The sequence below is a fragment of the Rhodococcus sp. IEGM 1406 genome, from assembly GCF_030056745.1.
GTDB lineage: Bacteria > Actinomycetota > Actinomycetes > Mycobacteriales > Mycobacteriaceae > Rhodococcus_F > Rhodococcus_F erythropolis.
In genome coordinates this window covers 100,933-121,742 of the sequence record NZ_JASHKO010000003.1, presented here as the reverse complement: position 1 = coordinate 121,742, position 20,810 = coordinate 100,933, and the positions used below count along the sequence as shown (strand labels likewise).

Genomic DNA, 20,810 nt, shown 5'->3' with positions numbered 1-20,810 from the left:
CCAGTAGGGGGAGTAATGGAAGCATTTCTGATCACGGCCGGACACATCGACGGGCACGAAGCCGAAGCGCTCGATCCTGGGCGTATCGAGCCCGAGACCTTCGGGCCCGCGTCGGGACCGGTCGATGCCGGCGACCTGAACTTCGACGCCTTCGACTTGGACGGTGACGGAACGGTCGACAGCCGTGTCGTCCACTCCGACGACGCCGTCGTGATCGTGTCCGATTTCGATCGCGACGGTAGCGCCGATCGCCTCACGATGATCGACTCGGACGGCGACTACTCGGCCTGGGAATGCAGTCGAGACGACGAAGGCGCCCTCGTGTGGCAGAAAATCGATGCCGGAGCGCTCTGAAAAGCTTCCGTTTATGTGCTCTGAGCGCCGGGTAGGCACCTGAACACACCAACTGAATCGTTTCTGTGACATTTCTGACCGCACCCGATTACCTGCAGGTGAACAGCCAGCGTTAACCTCAATACATAGGACACCCGGCGTCCGTGAAATCCACGTGAGTGGATGACGCGGCTGGACCCCGTCGAGAGGGGGACACCGGGATCGACTGGTATCGGGGCGCTGCAGTTCGCATCCGGTGTCACGAGAACCCGGTTCCGGCTCACCCCAGGAGAGTTTGATGACCTCAGCGACCATTCCCGGTCTCAATGGAACTGACGGCACGCCCCCCACGCAGCACAAGGAACTGCTTGCATGGGTGCAAGAGGTTGCCGAACTCACCCAGCCTGATCGCGTCGTCTTCGCAGACGGCTCGGACGAAGAATGGGACCGACTGACAACGAAGTTGGTCGAGGCAGGAACCTTCACCCGCCTCAACGACGAGAAGAAGCCGAACTCTTTCCTCGGCAACTCCGATCCGTCCGATGTCGCGCGAGTCGAATCGCGTACGTACATCTGCTCGAAGGAAGAAATCGACGCAGGTCCCACCAACAACTGGATGGACCCGGCGGAGATGCGCACCCTCATGGGTGACCTGTACCGCGGTTGCATGCGTGGACGCACCATGTACGTCGTGCCGTTCTGCATGGGCCCCCTCGACGCCGAGGACCCGAAGCTGGGCGTCGAGCTCACCGATTCCGAGTACGTCGTCGTATCCATGCGCGTCATGACCCGCATGGGCAGCAAGGTTCTCGACAAGCTCGGCACCGACGGATTCTTCGTCAAGGCGCTGCACTCGCTGGGCGCTCCGCTGGCCGAAGGCCAGGAAGACGTCGCGTGGCCGTGCAACGACACCAAGTACATCACCCACTTCCCCGAGGATCGTGAGATCTGGAGCTTCGGTTCCGGCTACGGCGGAAACGCTCTCCTGGGCAAGAAGTGCTACTCGCTGCGTATCGCCTCGGCAATGGCGCACGACGAGGGCTGGCTGGCCGAGCACATGCTCATCCTCAAGCTCATCTCGCCCGAGGACAAGGCCTACTACATCGCGGCGGCATTCCCCTCCGCTTGTGGCAAGACCAACCTCGCGATGATCCAGCCGACCATCCCCGGGTGGCGCGCCGAGACCCTCGGTGACGACATCGCCTGGATGCGTTTCGGTGAGGACGGACAGCTGTACGCCGTCAACCCGGAATTCGGTTTCTTCGGCGTGGCTCCCGGCACCAACTGGTCCTCGAACCCCAACGCCATGCGCACCATCGACCAGGGCAACACGGTCTTCACCAACGTCGCTCTGACTGACGACGGTGACGTCTGGTGGGAAGGCCTCGAAGGCGACCCGCAGCACCTGATCGACTGGAAGGGCAATGAGTGGACGCCCGAGTCGGGCACCCATGCGGCTCATCCCAACTCGCGTTACTGCACCCCGATGTCGCAGTGCCCGATCATGGCTCCCGAGTGGGACGACCCGAAGGGCGTGCCGATCTCGGCAATCCTGTTCGGCGGACGCCGCAAGACGACGGTTCCGCTGGTCACCGAGGCTCGCGACTGGCAGCACGGCGTCTTCATGGGTGCAACGGTCGGCTCCGAGCAGACCGCAGCAGCCGAAGGCCAGGTCGGTACGGTTCGCCGCGATCCGATGGCAATGCTGCCGTTCCTCGGCTACAACGTCGGTGACTACTTCCAGCACTGGATCGACCTCGGCAAGTCCGCGGACGCGTCCAAGCTCCCCAAGGTCTTCTACGTCAACTGGTTCCGCCGCGGCGACGACGGACGCTTCCTGTGGCCAGGCTTCGGCGAGAACTCTCGCGTCCTGAAGTGGATCGTCGAGCGTATCGAGCACAAGGCTGCCGGTATCGACACCCCGATCGGCGTCGTTCCCACCGGATCGGCACTCGACATCGAAGGCCTGGACGTGTCGGACGCCGACATCACCGAGGCCCTCGCGGTCAACATCGACGAGTGGAAGGCCGAGATCCCGCTCATCGAAGAGTGGTTCGACTTCGTCGGCGAGAAGCTGCCGACCGGCATTCGCGACGAGTTCGAAGCTCTGAAGCAGCGGTTGGCCTGATAAACCGCCCCCGTATGTAGTGGCCTGATGCCGCATTGGTTCAATTTGATGAACCGATGCGGCATCGGTCGTCTGTATGCCCTTGCCTGTAGCCGTTAAGCAGTTCAGCCGTAAAGCAGTGATCAGCGAGCGGGTCGACACACTCGATCCTCAGGAGGACCAGATATGAGCGGGATCTACAACAACGTGACCGAATTGGTCGGGCGCACCCCGATCGTGCGGCTCAACCGTCTGACCGAGGGCCTGGGCGCACAGGTCGCCGTCAAGCTCGAGTTCTACAACCCGGCCAACAGCGTCAAGGACCGGATCGGCGTGGCGATCATCGACGCCGCCGAGAAGTCCGGAGCACTCAAGCCCGGTGGCACGATCGTCGAGGGAACCAGCGGTAACACGGGTATCGCACTCGCCATGGTCGGTGCTGCTCGTGGCTACAAGGTCATCCTGACCATGCCCGAGACCATGTCCACCGAGCGTCGCGTGATGCTGCGTGCTTACGGCGCCGAGATCGTGCTGACCCCGGGATCCGAGGGCATGGCCGGTGCGGTCGCCAAGGCCAAGGAAATCGTCGAGCAGACCGAGAACGCTGTCTCGGCCAGCCAGTTCGCGAACCCGGCCAACCCGGCCATCCACGAGGCAACGACGGGCGAAGAGGTCTGGGCCGACACCGACGGCGCCGTCGACATCTTCGTGTCCGGCATCGGCACCGGCGGCACCATCACCGGCGTCGGACGCACCCTTCGCAAGTACAAGCCCGAGGTCAAGATCGTGGGCGTCGAGCCCATCGACTCGCCGATCCTCAACGGTGGCCAGCCCGGCCCCCACAAGATCCAGGGAATCGGCGCGAACTTCGTGCCCGACGTCCTCGATCGCGAGATCTACGACGAGATCATCGACGTCTCGTTCCCCGATTCCATCGAGGTCGCTCGCGCACTCGGCACCAAGGAAGGCATCCTGGGCGGCATCTCGTCCGGCGCCATCGTCTGGGCAGCACTCGAGTTGGCGAAGCGTCCGGAAAACGCCGGCAAGCTGATCGTGGCTGTCGTGTGCGACTTCGGCGAGCGTTACATCTCCACCCCGCTGTTCGAACACATCCGGGACTGAGACTTGTGAGTATCCTCGGGACAATTCGCGAGGACCTGCAGGCTGCGCGCGGTCAGGATCCTGCCGCGCGCAGCAATGTGGAGAACGCGCTCGTTTATTCAGGGCTGCATGCTATTTGGGCGCATCGGGTTGCACATCGCATGTGGGCCGTCCCTGCGCTACGCGGCCCGGCGCGAGTGCTCTCGCAGCTGACACGCTTCGTCACCGGCATCGAGATTCATCCCGGTGCCACCATCGGTCGGCGGTTTTTCATCGATCACGGCATGGGCGTCGTGATCGGGGAGACGGCCGAGGTCGGTAACGACGTGATGCTCTATCACGGCGTCACTCTCGGTGGTCGCTCGCTCGAACAGGTCAAGCGTCACCCGACGCTGGGAGACCGGGTCACCGTCGGCGCTGGTGCCAAGATCCTCGGACCTGTCGTCATCGGTGAAGGTAGCGCTATCGGCGCCAATGCCGTTGTCACCAGAGATGTTCCGGCCGAATCCATCGCGACGGGTATCCCGGCGGTGGCGCGGCCACGGACCACCAAGGAAAAACTGGTGGACCCGAACAGTTACATCGACCCTGCGATGTACATCTGAACGTATTCCTCGGATGGCCACCCCTCGTGTAGACGACGGGTGGCCATCGGCGTCTGCTCAGGCGCGTGTCAGGCGCCACCCGAGACGTCCCAGTACGGCCGCCGTCAGAGCGCCCAGTGCTGCTCCGATCAGGGGGTAGCAGGCGAGAATCAACCACTGGGGCGATTTGTCTGGGAGCGCCATGTAGGAGATGTCCAGGCTCGACTCGTAGTCGCGACTCATCTGCACACCCCGGATCGGTTCGTACGCACCCTGATAGACAATGGTGTCGTCAGGACTGGTCATCACGTCGATCAGACTGCCCACCAGGGGAATTCCCCCGACTGCAAATCCCAGAACCATCAGAATCACGATCAGTGCGCGCATCGAAAGAGCCTATCGCCCGGCCGGAAGTTCAGACTGCGATCGACGGTTCTTCGGGCGTCGAGAGGGTCAGGATCGCCCGCACGACGCGTGGGCTCTGCTCGAGTGAGCGTTCGAGTTCGCGCAACGTGTGGGCCACTCGGGATTCCGCGTAGTCGCCGACCAGGTCGACGCTGGCCACCAGGTAGACCTGCCGCGGCCCGAGGTATTCCATGCGTAGGAACGTGATTCGGTTGATCTCGGGCAGTTGGGTGAGAGCTTCGACGGCTGCTGCCCGCAGCGTCGGTGAGGCCTCTTCGCCGACCAGGAAGCGGCGGTTCCGATCTATCAGAATGATTGCGATGACCCCGAGGAGAATGCCGACGAAGATGGAGCCGAGGGCGTCGGGGATCGGCGAACCGGTGACCTGGTGCAACAGAACACCGACGAACGCGATGACCAAACCGATAAGTGCCGCAGCATCTTCGGCGAACACGGCCCGAGTCGTCGGGTCGGATGTGTTGAGTGCCTGGGTCATGACGTCGCGGTTCACGGCGGACGCTTCGTTTCGGAGTTGTTTGTACGCCTGCCGGAACGAGATGCCTTCGAGGATGAACGAGACGCCGAGGACGGCGTAGGCGACAGCGAAGTCGGACGCCGGTTCGGAATGGAACAGTTCCTGGATGCCATGAGTGATCGAGACACCTGCGCCGAGTGCAAACAGTCCGAGGGCGGCGAACATTGACCAGATGTATGCCTCCCGGCCGTACCCGAGTGGCTGGTCTCGGTCGGGAACCCGTTTCGAGCGGCGGTTCGCGATCAGCAGCAGCACTTCGTTGCCGGTATCGGCCCAGGAGTGGGTGGCCTCTGCGACCATCGATGCAGATCCGGTGACGATGGCGGCCGCCGTCTTGGCACCGGCGATCAGCGCGTTCGCCGCAAACGCCAGTACGACCGTCGTGGTGCTCTCGTCGGCCGATGCTTCCGTTTCGGTGCTCACGATTCTCAGGCTAGGCGGGTGACGACGGTTTCGTGCGGTGACGACGCTCGGCGACGGAGCGCAGCAGTGTGTCGACGGCGTCGTGGAACTGCGTCAGGCCCGGCTCTTCGACGGGAAAGTGCCCGCACCCGTCCAGCATCACGAATTCGGTGGGTGCGTTGATGCGGCGGAGGAACTGCAAGCTCAGTTCGGGTGGCGTCCATCGGTCGTCGGCCGGGTGGGTGAGCAGAACGGGCGTCGTCCGAAATGCTTCGGGTGCGGTGTGCTCGAACGAGAAGTAGCTGCTGAGGAATCCGAGTGGCACCCGAACACCGCCACCGCGCGGATCGGTTGCGCACAGCGTCGCGAGTTCACGGTTGCTGCTCATGTTCGCGACGTCGGCGACCCAACGGATGGGCACGCGGATACGGCCCACCAGTCGTTCGGTGCGGCGCATCAGGGGAGCGCCGTAGACACCCATCGGGCCGAAGCGCGCCGCGGCAGCTCTGGCCGACGGATTCGAGGGATCGAGCAGACAGGTGGCGACGACGGCGTCGGACAGACCGGTCCGCGCGGCTACTTCGTAGGCCAGCAGACCGCCGATGCTGGCGCCCAACAACACCAGCGGCCGATCGTCGGCTGCCTTCTCGGCCCGGACGAGATCGCAGAGGAGATCGACCCACTGCTCGTACCGGACGCCGGCGGGATCGGCTACGACGGTGTCGCCGTACAGCGGAAGATCGGGGAAGAGGACTTCGGCTCCGAGTTTCACGCCGATCCCGGCGAACGGCCACAACGCGCCCGAGTAGCCGCCGGCGCCGTGGATGCCGAGAACACGAACCGGCGCGTCTGGAGCCACTGCCCGTGCGACGTGGACGGTGTTGCCGTTCCACTCCCACCACGTCGGGGTCGGCGCCGGCATGTGGTCGGTGTACCGGTCGGGCATAAACTTCGAGTAATCGGCGCTGGTCACCTACACGATTCTCGGTACCGGCGTCGCGGCTGACAACTCGCATCGGAGGACCGTGTCGACTCGGCGGAAAAGGCCCTCCCAGCAGCGCTCGAGGGCTACCTACGACGCGATCCTGGAGGCAGCTACTCGCGTTTTCGCGTCGGAGGGCATGGCAGCGACCACCAACCGGATCGCTGACGAGGCAGGGGTGTCGGTGGGCTCGCTCTACCAGTATTTCGGCGACAAGTACGAGATCCTCGCGGAGTTGGCGAACCGTCACGTGAGTGCTGCGCGGGAGAGTTTTGCGCTCTGCCTTGCCGACATCGTCGAGCGTGAGCTCACCCCGGACGAGGCCGTCCGGATGTTGGTGGAGTGCGCGGTCGAAGTGAACAGTAAGCCGCGAGAGTTCTTTCACCTGCTCTACGATCAGGTTCCGCGTACGCGTGAGCTCATCGCGCAGGTCGAAGGAATGAATCGGCAACTGGTACTGGGTTTTTCGGAGTACTTGCAGAGCCGCGGTTTCAGTGCGGACGATGCGTTGTTGACGTCGCGGCTGACTGTGACTGCCGTGGACAGCCAGGTGCATCGGGTTGTGCTGGAATCGGATTCACCCGAAGACCTTCGAGTGCGAACGGAAGCCGTCGTGCGGCAGGCGAGATCGATGATCGCGTCGGAATCCTGATCCGGTGTATCGAATGGTGACTGCGGTCCGTTATGGTGCTGACGTCATCATCGAGGTAATGGGAAGTCGGTGCAATTCCGGCGCGGTCCCGCCACTGTGAGGTCGTCCCTGCGTCGACCGTAGCCAGATACCACCCTCGTTGACGTTGTGTCATGCCACGAGGATGGATCGGTCACACCATGAATGCTGTTGGCGGAGCTCTGTCTCCACCTACCCACCTGCCTTCGCCGAAGGCTGGTGCGCCTCGCGGACGGCTCAGTCCGGGTATCGTGCTGCCCGCTCTGCTGGTCGTCACCGTGCTCTCTGCTGTGTGCGCGTTGGCATTCGGATCCGAGATGCTCCCCGTGTCCACTGTGGTGGACGTGGTGCACTCGCGCTTCGGGGGCCCACCCGTCACGCGTTCCGAACTTGCGATCGTGTGGGGGATCAGAGCACCTCGGGTACTGCTCGGTCTGGCCGTCGGCGCTGGCCTTGCCGTCGCCGGCGCGGTGGTGCAAACCCTCGTCCGCAACGCTCTCGCCGATCCCCACTTGCTGGGAGTGTCGTCCGGCGCGAGTGTAGGTGCCACCGCCGTCATCACCACCGGACTGTTCGCCGGCGCGGGAGTGTGGGCGCTCAGTTTCGGCGCGATGATCGGGGCGTTGGGAGCTGCGATTCTCGTCTTCACCATCGCGACGCTGCAAGGCGGTATCACTCCACTGCGATTGGTTCTGACCGGCACCGTTACCGCATCCGCCCTGTCGGCGATCGCGAGTTTTCTGGTGCTGCGTACCAATGATTCCCAGGCCGCGCAGTCCGTATTGTTCTGGCTCCTGGGAAGTTTGGCCGGGGCATCCTGGGACAAGTTGTGGGCGCCGGTCATCGTAGTGTTCCTGCTGACGGCAGCGGTGTTCGCCCTGCACGGTTGGCTGGATGCGCTGGCGGCCGGACCGGACGTCGCGGCTTCGCTCGGTATTCCCATCCGAACCCTGCGAAACGTGCTGTTCGGCGTGCTGGCAGCGTTGGTCGGCACGATGGTTGCAGTGTCCGGCGCGATTGCCTTCGTAGGCTTGGTCATACCGCACGTCACACGCATGCTTGTCGGAGCCAGACATCGAGTGGTGTTGCCGGCGGCAGCGCTGATCGGCGCGTCGTTCCTGGTGTGGGTCGACGTCGTGGCGCGGACCTCGTTGCGGCCGACCGAGATCCCGCTGAGCGTGGTGACCGGGGTGATCGGTGCCCCGCTGTTTCTCCTGCTTCTCGGCCGTCGGCGCTACCGATTCGGTGGCAGTTCGTGAGCGCCCGCGCCCTGGCGGTGACCGCGTCCGGAGTCGTTGTCCGCATCGACCGCCGAACCGTCGTCAAGGGCGTCGACATCGCGGCGGACGCCGGTGCAGTAGTAGGCGTCGTCGGTCCGAACGGATCGGGCAAGTCGACTTTGTTGCGTGCGCTTGCCGGTCTCGGACCGATCGCTGACGGTGACGTCCGCGTCGGCGGCGAGTCCGTGCACGCGATGTCCGCGCGTTCGCGGGCCAAAGCCATTTCTTTTGTGGCGCAGGAAGAGCAGAGTCCCGCCGATTTGTTGGTTCACGAGTACGTGACTCTGGGGCGCACGCCACATACAAAGCCCTGGAGTGTCGGCGGAAAGCACGAGAATGCCGTCGTTGATCGTGCTCTGGGCGAGGTCGGAATGATCGAGCACCGGCTCTCTTCGATGGACACGCTTTCCGGCGGCGAGCGTCGGCGGGTATTTCTCGCCCGAGGTCTCGCGCAGGACGCCGGCGTGCTCATCCTCGACGAGCCGACCAATCATCTCGACATCCGGCATCAACTCGAACTGCTCGATCTGGTCCGGTCGTTGGACCGGACGGTGATCATGGCACTGCACGACCTCGATTTGGCTGCGGCAGTGTGCGATCGGGTGCTCGTGCTCGCGGATGGAGTGGCCAGGGCGTTCGGACATCCATCCGACGTACTCACCACCTCGGTGGTGGCAACTGTCTTCGGCGTCGAGACTTTCGAGCTCGTGAACCCCGCGACAGGCCGTTCACACCTCGTATTCGAATCACGAAATTCTCAACTACAACAATCATTTTCGGAGAGTGCACTTTGATACATGTCAGAACTCGAGCGTCGTTCGGTGCGGTTGTAGCCGCGACAGCGTTGTTGACAGTTGCCGGCTGCTCGGCAACCGCGCCCGTCGACGAAGCTGCAGACAAGACTTCGGTGACAGTGGAGAACTGCGGGACCGAAAGCACTTTCCAGCTTCCGATCGAGAACGTCGTTGCGACAAGCAATGCGGCCAATATCGGCACCATTCTCCGAGTCGGCGGTTTGGATCGTCTCGCGGCCGTCGTGTTGAACACGAACAACGACGCGATCATGGAGTCGATGTTCGGCCCTGGAATTGCGGACGTCCCACACCTGGACGGAACGATCACGATGGAGACGATTCTGGGTAAGCAGGCGGACCTGGTGGTCGGCTCCTACAGTGGCTTGTTCAAGGGAGCCTCCGGTGTGACGCCGGAATCGCTGCAGAGCAACAACATCGATGCATATGTGATCTCCGATAGTTGTAGGCAGAGTGCCGCAGTGGATTCCGCGCTCGGCACGATGGGTCCGTGGGATGCCCTTCGTGCGGACGTGACCAATTACGGAAAGCTGTTCGGAACCGAGGACACTGCCGCCGAGGCATTGACCGAATTGGATTCACGTTTGGCACGTCTGGAGTCCGCGCCAGATGCCGCCGACAAGCCGAAGGTTTTGATCTACGACAGCGGTGAAGAAGATCTGTACACCAGCGGAGGCAACGGAGCCCCCAACGGAATCATCGACGTCGCCGGGGGAACCAACGTGTTCGCCGACGTCGACAACACCTGGTTCAAAGCGAGCTGGGAGACCGTCGCGAAGTCAGAACCCGACGTCATCGTGATCATGGACTACAAGAAGAGCGCTGACGAAGTACAGGGCAAGATCGACGCGATCAAGAGCCGAGAAGGCCTACGCGATCTCGACGCCGTCAAGCAGAACCGCTTCGTCGTACTCCCGCTCGCGATGTTCACCAGCGGATTCCCCAACGTCTACGGCGCGGAAGAGCTGCGCGCGAAGATCGAAGAGTTCGGACTTGCTCCGTCGAGCGGGATCGACTGGACAACCGCGCCGTCGGCATGAGTGTCGACAGTGGTTCGCATCGGGTGATCGTCGTACTACGGCCGACCGTCAGCGGCCTCGACGAGTCGGCCGCGCGACGGATGTTCGACGCTGTTCGGGCCGGCACCGACGCCGACGTTCGTATTGCGTACCTCGATGTCGCGTCGCCGAGCCTTCACGAGGAACTCGATCGAGCGCATACCGATGACGTGGGCAAGGTCGTGTTGATTCCAGTTGCGGTGCCAAGGGATCGGTACCTGCTCACGTGGACCAGCAAGGCGGTTGCGAACTGGCGCGAAACCCGGATCGGTGCCGAACTGGAAGTTTCGCTCCACGAATCGGAAACGCTCGAAGGTGCTGTGGCCGCGCAGGTGATCGATGAACTCGGCGCGGCCGGAAAGCCGATCACTGCCAGTCCGGCGTCGTATCGCAGTCCGGCTTGGTCCGTGATCGAGCAGCACGATAGACATCTGTTGGTGTGCAAGGGGCCCCGCTGCATGGCGTACGGAGCAGGGCCACTCCACCGGGCCATGAGTGCGGCGGCCAAAGGCACTTCGGCAAAGGTGACGGGAACCGGTTGTCTGAGCCCGTGCAACCTGGGGCCGTTGGTGATCGCGAACCCCGGCGGTACCTGGTTCGGGCACGTGGACGCCGGTGATGCCGAGGCCTTGGTGTCCGGTCGCGAGGATCGATTGGCGGATAACGTTCTGGACCGGTAGATACCGGGTCGGTGAAAGCAAAGAACCCGCTGGGCGCGAAGTGCGCTCAGCGGGTTCTGTCCATCAGTGAGACGGTCAATTCGATTCAAGTGGTCGAATATTTCTTGCGGACCCGGTCAGCCTGAATTGATTTCTCTTGAATGCAACCAGGACCCTGTGGCGATTGTCCGTCAATTAGACGACTGCCATGAGTATCGAGATTGGGTAGAAATATTCAGACCAATGCGAATTCGAGGAGTGAACCATGGGATACGACAATAGGTGCCGGGATTGCCAGCACGGCAAATGTTCGGTCTGCAACGGGGAGGGGAAGGTGTGGGGAACCTTTGGAAATTGCACGAGGTGCCACGGGCAAGGCGGTAGCCCATGCGCGCAGCACCGATGAGTCAATGCTGCTCAGGCTAGCGCATTAGGTTCGGTGAACGTCGATGTCAACGCTATGAGAGTTGGCTGCCGAGTGCCTGAATCCGGCGAAAAATATTCGTTATCAATCGGTCGAGAGGATATTCAATGGACATGGTAGTAGTCGGATTCATTGCATTCATCTCCTATGCTGTAATCGGTCGGGCAATAGGGACGTCTTACTGGAGAAGGAAACACGGAGTGTATCGCTCCTTTTTCTCGACAGAGGCGATATTTACAGGAATGTTCGGATTTCTAGCAGTTGGTCTCACGTGGCCCGTTTCCATATTCATCCCTGCAGTTCGAGCGCCCGAGCTTTGCACGCACGGCAGTCATATCCTGGAACGGGATTCTGCGCGTCGCGAGTATGAGCAGATGGAGGATGCGCTTCGTCGGGAGCGTGGACTGGCCTGAATGGTGCCTCGATTACGTTTGAAGCCCGCCGATTGACCAATCGGCGGGCTTCAAACATTCATGTCTCAGGAACCGAAGGGAAGGGTTCCCGGCGGGATCTGGTATCCACTGCTGCCGACGGAGGCGCTGCCCCAGAGTGCGAGGAAAGCGTTGATGGCGTTGGTGAGCATATGAATGTCCTTTGTGAGATGACTGATTCGTTTTCGACGGTACCGGGTGGATCTGTGTATTCGCTGGGAGTTGGCACCCATTTCATGGGGCTGGCACCCGTTCCGGCAGGTCGGAACGGGTGCCAACTGTCAGCAAAGGGTGCCAACTCCCGGGTGGGTCAGCCCACGTAGCCGGGCGGCATGAGTACGGACTTGGTCTCGCAGAAGGCTTCGAGGCCCTCAGGTCCGTTCTCGCGTCCGATACCGGAGTTCTTGTAACCACCGAACGGTGATCCGGGATCGAAGGCGTACCAGTTGATCGCGTAGGTACCCGTGCGGATCTGCGCGGCAACTTCGAGTCCGTGATCGATGTCGGTGGTCCACACCGATCCGGCGAGGCCGTAATCCGAATCGTTGGCGATCTTGATGGCCTCGTCCTCGGAGTCGTACGGGATCACCGAGAGGACGGGTCCGAAGATCTCCTCGCGTGCGATGGTCATCGAGTTGTCCACGTCGGCGAAGATCGTCGGCTCGACGTACCAGCCCTTGTCCAGGCCGGCGGGACGTCCACCACCGAGTACTACGCGCGCGCCTTCTTCCTTGCCCTTGGCGATGTAGCCCTCGACGCGCTCGCGCTGCTTCTCGGAGATCAGCGGGCCGAGTTGTGCTGCGGGATCGGACGGATCGCCGACGGTCATGAAGCCTGCCGCGGTCTTCATTCCCTCGATGACCTCGTCGTAACGCGAACGGGGAGCGAGGATTCGGGTCTGAGCGACACAGGCCTGGCCGGTGTTCATCAGGCCGGACATGACGAGCATCGGCATTCCGGCGGCGATGTCGGCGTCCTCGAGGATGATCGCGGCGGACTTGCCACCCAGTTCGAGGGAGCAGCGCTTGAGGTTCTGCGCGGCGATGGCACCGATCTTGCGACCGACGGCGCTGGATCCGGTGAACGTGATCTTGTCGATGCCCGCATGAGAGACCAGGTATTCGCCGGTCTCGGCTCCGCCGGGGAGCACGGAGATGACGCCTTCGGGAACACCTGCCTCGGTGAAGATCTCGGCGATCACGTGGACGGAGAGAGGGGATTCGGGTGCGGGCTTGAGCAGTACGGTGCAGCCGGCGAGCAGTGCGGGGGCCAGCTTGTTGATCGCCAGGAACAGCGGGACGTTCCAGGCCAGCACGGCGGCGACGACGCCGACGGGCTCACGGGTCACCTTGGTCTGCCCGAATGCGCCGGTGCGCTTCTCTTCCCACGCGAACTTGTCGGCCAGCTCGGCGTAGTAGCCCAGCGTCGCCATCGACGGGGTCTGCTGCATCATGCCGACCATGGCGGGCGGCTGGCCCATCTCGTTGGAGATGAGCTGGTTGATCTCCGCGCTGCGCTCTTCGATCAGCTTGGCGGCCTTGGCGAGGATCGCGCCGCGCTCGGCGGGGGTGGTGCGTGACCACGGTCCCTCGAACGCCGCGCGGGCTGCGGACACGGCCGCGTCGATGTCTGCCGGTGCTGCGATGGGACAGCTGCCGACGCGCTCCTCCGTTGCGGGAGAGAACACTTCGAGTACCTGGTCGGTGGCCGGGGCCACCCATGCTCCACCGATGTAGAGCTTGTCGTAGTCAGTCATCAATTCATTCCTCGGTGTTGTCGGTCGCCGCGAGGGCATACGCGTCGTCTGCCTGTGCGGTGTCGGTGAAACTGGTGAATCCGTATTTCTCGTGCGGTCCGATGGCGGCTACCTCGAAAAGGCCGGTGCCGGTGTTGGTGTTCGTGCCTTCGGTGAGAGTGAAGGACGCGAGATTGTCGACGGGGGAGAACATGCGTTGGAACGGTTCGATCTCGTGGACCTTGTGGCGCAGTCCCTGTACGACGAGTTCGCCCTGCCACATTCCGTGACGCCAGTCCTGTTCGAGCCCGTAGCCGGTGCCGATTCCGATGTAGTTGGCCAGCAACAGTTCGCAGGTGACGGTCAGGACTTCACCGCCCGGCCGGTGGAAGGTGACTCTCGCCCCGGTGACGTCGCGGGTGTCGGGGCAGAACGTCAGTTCGTGTTCGGGTCGGCCGAGCCATTCGTTGTCCCTGGCTTCGTCCGGCCACACTCGCATGGCTTCTTCGACGATGCGCCTGCCCTGCTCGTCTTCCTGCATGATCACCGAGATCGTGAACTCGTCGAACTGCATGACCGCGTAGATCCAGAAGAAGTTCTGGATTCCGTCGACGGCGCGTCTGCCTTGCGGTTCGGCTTCACCGACCGGACGCACACCCCACGAGCGGTCGCGGTTCCCCCGCCACGTCTTCGGGTCGATCGCGAACTCCTCCCCGTCGACGGTGAGCGATCCGGTCCAGGTTCCGGTCTGCAGGAAGCGTGAGGTGTCGAACGTGACTCGTTCGAGTTGACGGCGAAAGTGCTTGGGCTCGAGCGCCGCCGGGATGGTGGCGTCGAAGGTGATGTCGAAGGAGAGATCGTATTCGCTGCCTGGTTCGAGGACGACGCGGAGCTTCTGCAGTCCTTCCAGCACTTCGACGCGCAAAGGTCCGACGGTGGTGTCGGTGCGGTCGGCGCCCAGAGCCTTCGACATACGAGCAACGATGTGGTCGTCACCGCGGCGCAGTACCGCGAAGGCGTCCATGACGCCGAGGTTGGGGTACTGGCCGAGTCCGACGATGAGGAACACGTCGGGGGATTCGGTGGGGTAGCAGTTGAAGTAGTAGCGGTCGTAGAAGTTTCGATCCGAGGTGGCTACGTGACGGATCGGTTCGGCGATCTGGTGAACGGGATAGTCGTCCATCGGTGAGAGCATGTCAGGCCAACCTCTCCCAGTAGGTACCGTCCAGCATGGTGGCCAGCGAAGCGCGGTGCATGATCATGTCGTCAGGGTCTTCGGGTCGCTGTGACTGGCCGAAAGCTATGGCACGGGCCTGGATTCGCCACATGATCACCGCCTGGCGAAGTGCAGCGTACGTAACGTAGAACTCCAGATCGTGTGGGGTGTGGCCGGTGATCTCGGCGTAGGTCTGCGCGAGATCCGGCAGTCGAAGGAAGTCGGGAAGGCCGGGTAGGTTCGCAAGTCCGGCGATGTCCTCGAAGAACCTGTGCAGGAATGCCATCCAGCCCAGATCCATCTCTCGTGGGCCGAGAGTTGCCATTTCCCAGTCCAGTACGGCTACCGGCGCGAAGTCCTGGTACATGACGTTGCCGATGCGCGAGTCGCCCCAACAGAGCACGGCCGGAGAATCGTCCGCGGGATTGTTCTCCTCGATCCAGTCGAGGGCACGTTCGATGAGCGGTGATCTGATCCCGTCGGAGACCACCCACTCGTAGTACGCGCGCTGCTCGGCGATGTGCGCCGTGAATGCTTCTCGTGCAGTCGTTCCCGAATTGGGGAGTCGGAGGAAGTCGAAACGCTCACCAGGTTTGTCGATGGCATGCAACTTAGCCAGGACGTCGACCGAGCTGCGCTGGAGGGTCTTTCGCTGCTCGGGGGACGCTTCGGTGACCCACGATCCGAAGTTGTACGGCATGACGTCTGGCGGCACGTCGCCGGAGATGCGTTCCATCACGAAGAACGGCGCACCCAACGCGTGCGGGTCGGATTCGGACCAGTACACCGCGGGCACAGGTACCGCCGAGTGCTCGCGCACCTGAGCCATGGTGCGGAACTGGGATTCGAGATCGTAGGCAGGAAAGACCGGCATGGTCGATTCCGTCGGTGCCACCCGAGCGACCAAGGGATGATGTTCGCCGTCCCAGGTGGCGTCGAAGAGGATGGTTTCGCTGGACATGCCGTTGGCTGCGGGCAAGGTGACGTCGGCGACGGTCACATTGGATCCGCTCGGCACCTTGCCGGCCATCCACCGTTCCAGGCGCTCACGGAGGTCTTCGGTGTCGCGGAGGGAATCGCTCGGTCGGGCGACCTGGGCGTGATGCTCGGTTTCATCGGTCGAAGAAGCAGTCGAGGCAACGTCAGATGAGGAAGCGTCTGGGCTCACGGTCACCTCCTTCCCGTAGGCGTCACGTGCAATGCCCGTAACGGTGTGAGTCAGAACACTAAAACACGTTACAGAAATTGGGAACAGGTGGCACCCGTTTAGTGGGACTCCCTGCGGATTTATCGGGGAAGAACGCGTGTCAGATAACGGCGGTGAGCGCGAGCAAGCCCGCACCGGTCAGAGTTCCGGCGCCACCCAGCTCGGCGGGAACGATCCGGAGCCTGGCGACGAACGACAAACGGGCATGTCGGGAAGCCGCGTCGAGCATCGGTTCCCACAGCGGTGTACCCGACTGGGCGAAACCGCCGCCGATCACCGCGAGGTCCACGTCCAGGAGGGCAGCCGCCGAGGCGATGGCACCACCGAGCGCCGTGCCTGCACGGTGAAGCGCGTCCACGGCGATCGCGTCGCCGCTGCGTGCACCCTCGGCTAGTTCACGGCCGGTGTTCCCCGACCAGCCCTGGCTACGAGCCCATCGCACCGCGGACGGTCCACTTGCCACCGTCTCGAGGCAGCCGACGCCCCCGCAGCTGCACGGTTCGGCAGATCCTGGAACGACGAGGTGGCCGATGTGACCGGCGTTCCCCGTGCGACCCCGAGCAATCTCACCGCCGAGAACGATTCCTCCGCCGATTCCCGTCGAGACGACCAGGCTCAGGAGGTTCGGGGTTCCGCGTCCGGCGCCGTGGTGGAACTCCGCCAATGCCGCTGCGGCTCCGTCCATGGCGAGGGCGGTTCCGGCATCGGGAAAGACACTGCGGACGCCCGCTACGAGCTCGAATCCTTGTGCCCACTCGGTGATGTTGATGGGAGCGACGACGCCGGCGACGGTGTCCACCGGCCCGGCGCACGCGATGCCGACACCGTCGACCTCTCGGCCGTCTGCGACTCGTTCGAGCAGCGCCGCACACGCTCTCCACGGGTCGGTCTGCGGCGTCGGCACGCTGTCGAACACGGGAACGCGGCCGTCCTCGGACACGACCCCGGCAGCCATCTTGGTACCACCGATGTCGACTGCGAGGCGCATGTCGCTATCGCTTTTCGAGAACCACGACGAGGTTGCTCACCAGGAACTCCCGCAGCCCGGGGACTCGGACCATCCACCACGCCCACGACGGGTGGTAGCGCGGGATCGCGGCGAGCAACGTGCCCTGGCTGGTTCCACGGGCCCAGCGTAAGCCGTCCGTGGCGCCGACTTTGAACAACGAGACCCCGAATCTGTTCTTCGGTTCGCGTCCGGTCTTGCGTAGGTACCGCTTGGCTGCGTACTCGCCCCCCAGCGCGTGCCACGGTCCGGTTTCGTGGCCGCCGAACGGACCCCACCACAGGGTGTACGAGAGAACCATCAAGCCGCCGGGCTTGGTCACGCGCAGCATTTCCTCGGCCATCAGCCAGGGCTCGCTGACGTGTTCGGCCACGTTGGAGGAGAAGCAGATGTCCACGGACGAGTCCAGGAACGGCAGTGCCAAACCGGATCCACGCACCGCGCCGCCCACGGTCAGACCCGCAGCATGCATCTCCGACGGATCGGGTTCGACGGGAATGTAGCGGGCACCTGCGGCTTGAAAGACCTCCGCGAAATAGCCCGGACCACCGCCGACGTCGAGGACGGTGAGACCGTCGAGGGATCGTCCGGTGTGACCTTCGTGCAGGTCCGAGATCAATTCGACGGAGTCGCGCGCGAGCGCGCCGTAGAAGATGTCGGGCGCGGACTGCTCGTGGCGGAAGTCGCTGAGCAGGCCGAACGAGCGTTTCAGGGTTGCCCGTCGGCCGAAAATGCGGGTCACTGCGGGCTTGGTCACGGGTAGCAACTTTAGCCACTGGGGCACCCGGTCCACGAACACCGTCAGGAGCGCGGCAATACGGACGCTCGAACAGTTAGGGTGTTCGGCAGGGTTACCGGCCGGTCAGGCGGGGCATCCCGCAGGATCGCCCGAACCGGGGTGGCCACCGACCAACTCAGGGAGTAACGCACGTGCGCGAGGTTCTGTTGCTCTGCTGGCGCGATACCGGGCATCCCCAGGGCGGTGGAAGCGAGCGTTACCTCGAGCAGGTCGGATCCCAGTTGGCCGAGCGCGGTATCAAGGTGACGCTGCGGACGGCCTCGTATCCCGGGGCGCCCGCGTCGGAGGTTCGAGACGGCATCACCATCAGCCGGGCCGGTGGACGTTTCAGCGTGTACCCCCGCGCTCTGGCCGCCATTGCCGCCGGACGTCTGGGTTTCGGATCGCTCAAGGGCATCCGCCCCGACGCGGTGATCGACACCCAGAACGGCATCCCCTTCTTCTCGAAGACCGTGGCGGGTGCACCGGTCACGCTTCTGGTCCATCACTGCCATCGCGAACAGTGGCCGGTGGCAGGCAAGCTCGTCGGCCGGATCGGCTGGTGGGTCGAATCGCGATTGTCACCGCGCACCCATCGACGTAGTCAGTATCTGACGGTGTCGCTTCCCTCAGCGGAAGAATTGGTGGACCTCGGTGTCGAGCGCGAACGAATTGCCGTGGTGCGTAACGGTGCCGATCGGCTCCCCGTCGGCGTCGACGCGGGCGGATCGATCACCAGGGCCGAGCGTCCCACCATCTCGGTTCTCTCACGGCTGGTGCCGCACAAGCAGATCGAGGACGCACTCGAAGCGGTCGCAGCCCTGCGGCCGACGCTTCCGGACATCCATCTCGACGTCATCGGTGGTGGTTGGTGGGAGCAGAACCTGCGCGATCGCGCCGCCGAGTTGGGGATCGGTGACGCCGTCTCGTTCTACGGCCACGTCGACGAGGCTCGCAAACACGAACTGCTGGCGCAATCGTGGATCCACCTCATGCCTTCGCGGAAGGAAGGGTGGGGCCTGGCGGTCATCGAGGCTGCGCAGCACGGTGTTCCGACGATCGGTTACCGCAGTTCGAAGGGTCTGACCGACTCGATCGTCGACGGAGTGACGGGCCTTCTGGTCGGGGGCGAGAACGCCGGCGACGGCGACATCGCCGATCTGACGCAGGCTGCCGGCACTCTGCTCCGCGACCACGAACTTCGCATGGTGCTCGGTGAGAAAGCTCGGGTGTGGTCCGGTGAGTTCTCCTGGGAGCAGACCGGCACCGGAGTGCTCGAGGTGCTGACCGCGCACAAGGACGGTCGGTGGGTCTCAGGACTGGCCGCGCCACGCGAGTCGAATTCGGTTCTGGTTCAGTCCGACTGAGATCAGCGCGATCGCACCCATCAGTATCCACGCGAGATGCGCAACTACGACGGCAGTTCGGGCACCGGTCGAGGCTTCCTGCGTGGCAATGTCTCCCGGTACTCGGAATAGCGCGAGATCGTCGTCGGCGAAGACCTGTTCCAAGCCGTCGAGCGTGGTTGCCGAGTTGCCGAGTTGACCTGGTGTCCCGCGCTCGATCAGTACCCATCCGACTCCGAGATCGGCCAACTGCGTAGGACTTCCGCCGGCCAGCAGTAGGTCCTCGACCCGAGTTGCCCGAGTCCCCTCGCCGCCGACAGCACCACCGGCAACCACCAGTTGGCCGGTCTGCAGCACGTCGAGGGGTAGGAAGCGTGGTGCTGGATCGAGTACCGGCGCATCACCGCTGTAGGGGAAGGCGCGGAACATCCCGGCGGGAAGCACTGCAACGTCACCGGTTTCGTCTCGTAGTTGCTCGGCCACCACGGTCCAGGACCCGGGATAGGGCACGGGCTTCAACGCGCCGCCGACACCCCACACCAGATCCGGTAGCGCCACGATCGTCACCACGACGGCGGCGATCGAGAATGTCGGGCGGGGAAGGGAGAACCGATTGCCCGCCCACATCACCGCGGCGGCGGCAGCGAGTGCGTAGAACGGTACGGCCAGCGCGACCCACTTCTGGGCGTCACGCAGTAGACCGGCGCCGGTGAACACCTCGACCGACCATCGGCCGACGTCGAGCCCCCACGGGGTAGCGCCCAGGGTCGGAGCGAGCACCGCGAACAGGGCCAGCGCGCCGAGTCCACTGACAACGGGGTTCCGGCGTCGGCGCCATAGAGCGGGCACACCGGCAAACACCACGACAAGCAGAAGAACTGTTCCGACCAAGCCGAAGAGTGTTGTGCGCGTGGACGGTACCGCTGCCGAGTTCCAGATACCGCCGAGCCCGGCGAGGCTGCCGAGCGTCGCGAGTCCCGGTTCTGCTCGGGCGGCAAAGGCGGCGACTCCCGCTGGATCGGAACCGTCGCCTGCTGCTCCGGATACGAAGGTGGCGACCAACCACGGCGAGGCGGCGACGAGGAACAGCCCGATAGCGCCGCAGACACGCCGCATGGCCGAGGTTCGGCCTCCGGGGGTGGCTACCACCACCAGCGCGGCCGTCAGAGCGAGCAGAGCGCCGGTAGGTGTCAGGCCCGCGAATGCCAGTGACGCGGCCAACGCCCACCAGGACCCGGGCGTGGCTCGGCGAACTCCGATTCCGGCACACACGATCCACGGCAGTGCGGCATAACCGGTCAGCAGGCTCCAATGTCCTTGTAACAGGCGCTCGGCCACGTAGGGGTTCCAGAGCATCACCGTCGACGCGACCAGTTGTGGACCGAGACCGGCCGTCGGCAGCAGGACGGCGACCATGCGCGCCGCACCCCAACCGGCGAGCCAGAGCGCCACGAGCAGGATGAACTTGACCACCAGTCCGCCGTCGATCACGGTGCTCAACGCTGCGATCAGCGCGTCCTGGGGAACGGCGCGGGCTGCGGCGTCGGTGAGTCCGAGGGCGGAGTCGGTCAAGTACGAGCGCGGCGTGCTGACGGCGTCGCGCAGCAGGAGGTAGCCGGGGCCGAGCAGCGGTCCGAGGATCAACAGTGCCAGCGCCAGGCTGTACGCCGCAGGCAGGTAACGGCGGTATCCGGCTTGCACTGTCATGACGCGCACGATACGTGGTGCATCATTACTGC

The 20,810-nt window shown here is 63.7% G+C and carries 19 protein-coding genes and 1 riboswitch; of the genes, 10 read left to right on the top strand and 9 right to left on the bottom strand.

Features of this window, described 5'->3' with window-relative positions; translation table 11 throughout:
* Window positions 1-15: 15 nt before the first annotated feature.
* The 4 genes from QM596_RS16305 (at window position 16) to epsC (ending at window position 4,146) form a co-directional block, all read left to right on the top strand.
* Window positions 16-354 carry a DUF6802 family protein gene (locus QM596_RS16305; RefSeq protein ID WP_058039155.1) on the top strand — a complete coding sequence of 113 codons (339 nt, stop codon included), beginning with the start codon at window positions 16-18 and terminating at the stop codon, window positions 352-354.
* Window positions 355-631: 277 nt separating this feature from the next.
* Window positions 632-2,461 carry a phosphoenolpyruvate carboxykinase (GTP) gene (locus QM596_RS16300; RefSeq protein ID WP_003945806.1) on the top strand — a complete coding sequence of 610 codons (1,830 nt, stop codon included), beginning with the start codon at window positions 632-634 and terminating at the stop codon, window positions 2,459-2,461.
* A 165-nt stretch (window positions 2,462-2,626) separates the two neighbouring features.
* A complete protein-coding gene (gene cysK / locus QM596_RS16295) occupies window positions 2,627-3,562 on the top strand; it encodes a cysteine synthase A (protein ID WP_058039154.1) in 936 nt (311 codons plus the stop codon).
* A gap of 5 nt (window positions 3,563-3,567) precedes the next feature.
* Window positions 3,568-4,146: a serine O-acetyltransferase EpsC gene (epsC, locus tag QM596_RS16290; protein ID WP_003945907.1), complete on the top strand. Its 579-nt coding sequence runs from the start codon at window positions 3,568-3,570 to the stop codon at window positions 4,144-4,146.
* Between the two features lie 57 nt (window positions 4,147-4,203).
* Here epsC and QM596_RS16285 read toward each other — a convergent pair whose 3' ends face one another.
* From QM596_RS16285 to QM596_RS16275, 3 genes are read right to left on the bottom strand one after another with little or no spacing between them, the layout of a single operon-like run.
* On the bottom strand, window positions 4,204-4,512 hold the full coding sequence (locus tag QM596_RS16285) for a hypothetical protein (RefSeq protein ID WP_058039153.1): 309 nt from the start codon (window positions 4,510-4,512) through the stop codon (window positions 4,204-4,206).
* A gap of 28 nt (window positions 4,513-4,540) precedes the next feature.
* Entirely contained in the window at window positions 4,541-5,488 is a 948-nt protein-coding gene (locus QM596_RS16280) for a cation diffusion facilitator family transporter (RefSeq protein WP_228401927.1), read from the bottom strand.
* Between the two features lie 10 nt (window positions 5,489-5,498).
* Entirely contained in the window at window positions 5,499-6,440 is a 942-nt protein-coding gene (locus tag QM596_RS16275; RefSeq protein ID WP_283309432.1) for an alpha/beta hydrolase, read from the bottom strand.
* Window positions 6,441-6,588: 148 nt separating this feature from the next.
* Here QM596_RS16275 and QM596_RS16270 point away from each other — a divergent pair, with 148 nt between their 5' ends.
* The 5 genes from QM596_RS16270 to QM596_RS16250 all read left to right on the top strand — a co-directional run bounded on the left by QM596_RS16270 (window position 6,589) and on the right by QM596_RS16250 (window position 10,949).
* Complete coding sequence (locus QM596_RS16270; protein WP_021333144.1) at window positions 6,589-7,101, top strand: TetR/AcrR family transcriptional regulator; 513 nt, start codon at window positions 6,589-6,591, stop codon at window positions 7,099-7,101.
* 16 nt (window positions 7,102-7,117) lie between these two features.
* Window positions 7,118-7,253, top strand: a riboswitch (cobalamin riboswitch).
* A 117-nt stretch (window positions 7,254-7,370) separates the two neighbouring features.
* Complete coding sequence (locus tag QM596_RS16265; RefSeq protein WP_003945625.1) at window positions 7,371-8,378, top strand: FecCD family ABC transporter permease; 1,008 nt, start codon at window positions 7,371-7,373, stop codon at window positions 8,376-8,378.
* The gene (locus tag QM596_RS16260) at window positions 8,375-9,193 is read left to right on the top strand and encodes an ABC transporter ATP-binding protein (RefSeq protein ID WP_019747122.1); all 819 of its coding nucleotides are present in this window, start codon (window positions 8,375-8,377) and stop codon (window positions 9,191-9,193) included. The genes QM596_RS16265 and QM596_RS16260 overlap by 4 nt, the downstream gene beginning before the upstream one ends.
* Complete coding sequence (locus QM596_RS16255) at window positions 9,190-10,251, top strand: ABC transporter substrate-binding protein (RefSeq protein WP_283309429.1); 1,062 nt, start codon at window positions 9,190-9,192, stop codon at window positions 10,249-10,251. Before QM596_RS16260 ends, QM596_RS16255 begins: the two co-directional genes overlap by 4 nt.
* Window positions 10,248-10,949 carry a (2Fe-2S) ferredoxin domain-containing protein gene (locus QM596_RS16250; protein WP_283309428.1) on the top strand — a complete coding sequence of 234 codons (702 nt, stop codon included), beginning with the start codon at window positions 10,248-10,250 and terminating at the stop codon, window positions 10,947-10,949. The genes QM596_RS16255 and QM596_RS16250 overlap by 4 nt, the downstream gene beginning before the upstream one ends.
* Window positions 10,950-12,093: 1,144 nt before the next feature.
* Here QM596_RS16250 and QM596_RS16245 read toward each other — a convergent pair.
* The 5 genes from QM596_RS16245 to QM596_RS16225 all read right to left on the bottom strand — a co-directional run bounded on the left by QM596_RS16245 (window position 12,094) and on the right by QM596_RS16225 (window position 17,704).
* Window positions 12,094-13,539, bottom strand: coding sequence for an aldehyde dehydrogenase (locus tag QM596_RS16245; protein WP_003945530.1), 1,446 nt, complete (start codon window positions 13,537-13,539; stop codon window positions 12,094-12,096).
* Window positions 13,540-13,543: 4 nt separating this feature from the next.
* The gene (locus QM596_RS16240; protein ID WP_283309427.1) at window positions 13,544-14,713 is read right to left on the bottom strand and encodes an Rv3169 family protein; all 1,170 of its coding nucleotides are present in this window, start codon (window positions 14,711-14,713) and stop codon (window positions 13,544-13,546) included.
* 1 nt (window position 14,714) lies between these two features.
* The gene (locus QM596_RS16235; RefSeq protein ID WP_283309426.1) at window positions 14,715-15,902 is read right to left on the bottom strand and encodes a phosphotransferase family protein; all 1,188 of its coding nucleotides are present in this window, start codon (window positions 15,900-15,902) and stop codon (window positions 14,715-14,717) included.
* A 139-nt stretch (window positions 15,903-16,041) separates the two neighbouring features.
* Window positions 16,042-16,929: an ROK family protein gene (locus QM596_RS16230; RefSeq protein WP_283309425.1), complete on the bottom strand. Its 888-nt coding sequence runs from the start codon at window positions 16,927-16,929 to the stop codon at window positions 16,042-16,044.
* A gap of 4 nt (window positions 16,930-16,933) precedes the next feature.
* A complete protein-coding gene (locus QM596_RS16225; RefSeq protein ID WP_003945692.1) occupies window positions 16,934-17,704 on the bottom strand; it encodes a class I SAM-dependent methyltransferase in 771 nt (256 codons plus the stop codon).
* Window positions 17,705-17,877: 173 nt separating this feature from the next.
* Here QM596_RS16225 and QM596_RS16220 point away from each other — a divergent pair, with 173 nt between their 5' ends.
* Entirely contained in the window at window positions 17,878-19,092 is a 1,215-nt protein-coding gene (locus QM596_RS16220) for a glycosyltransferase family 4 protein (protein ID WP_007734528.1), read from the top strand.
* Here the strand turns inward: QM596_RS16220 and QM596_RS16215 are convergent.
* Window positions 19,039-20,778, bottom strand: a complete 1,740-nt coding sequence (locus QM596_RS16215; protein WP_283309424.1) for an MmpA family trehalose lipid delivery protein — start codon at window positions 20,776-20,778, stop codon at window positions 19,039-19,041. The two genes, QM596_RS16220 and QM596_RS16215, sit on opposite strands and share 54 nt — an antisense overlap.
* Between the last annotated feature and the right edge of the window lie 32 nt (window positions 20,779-20,810).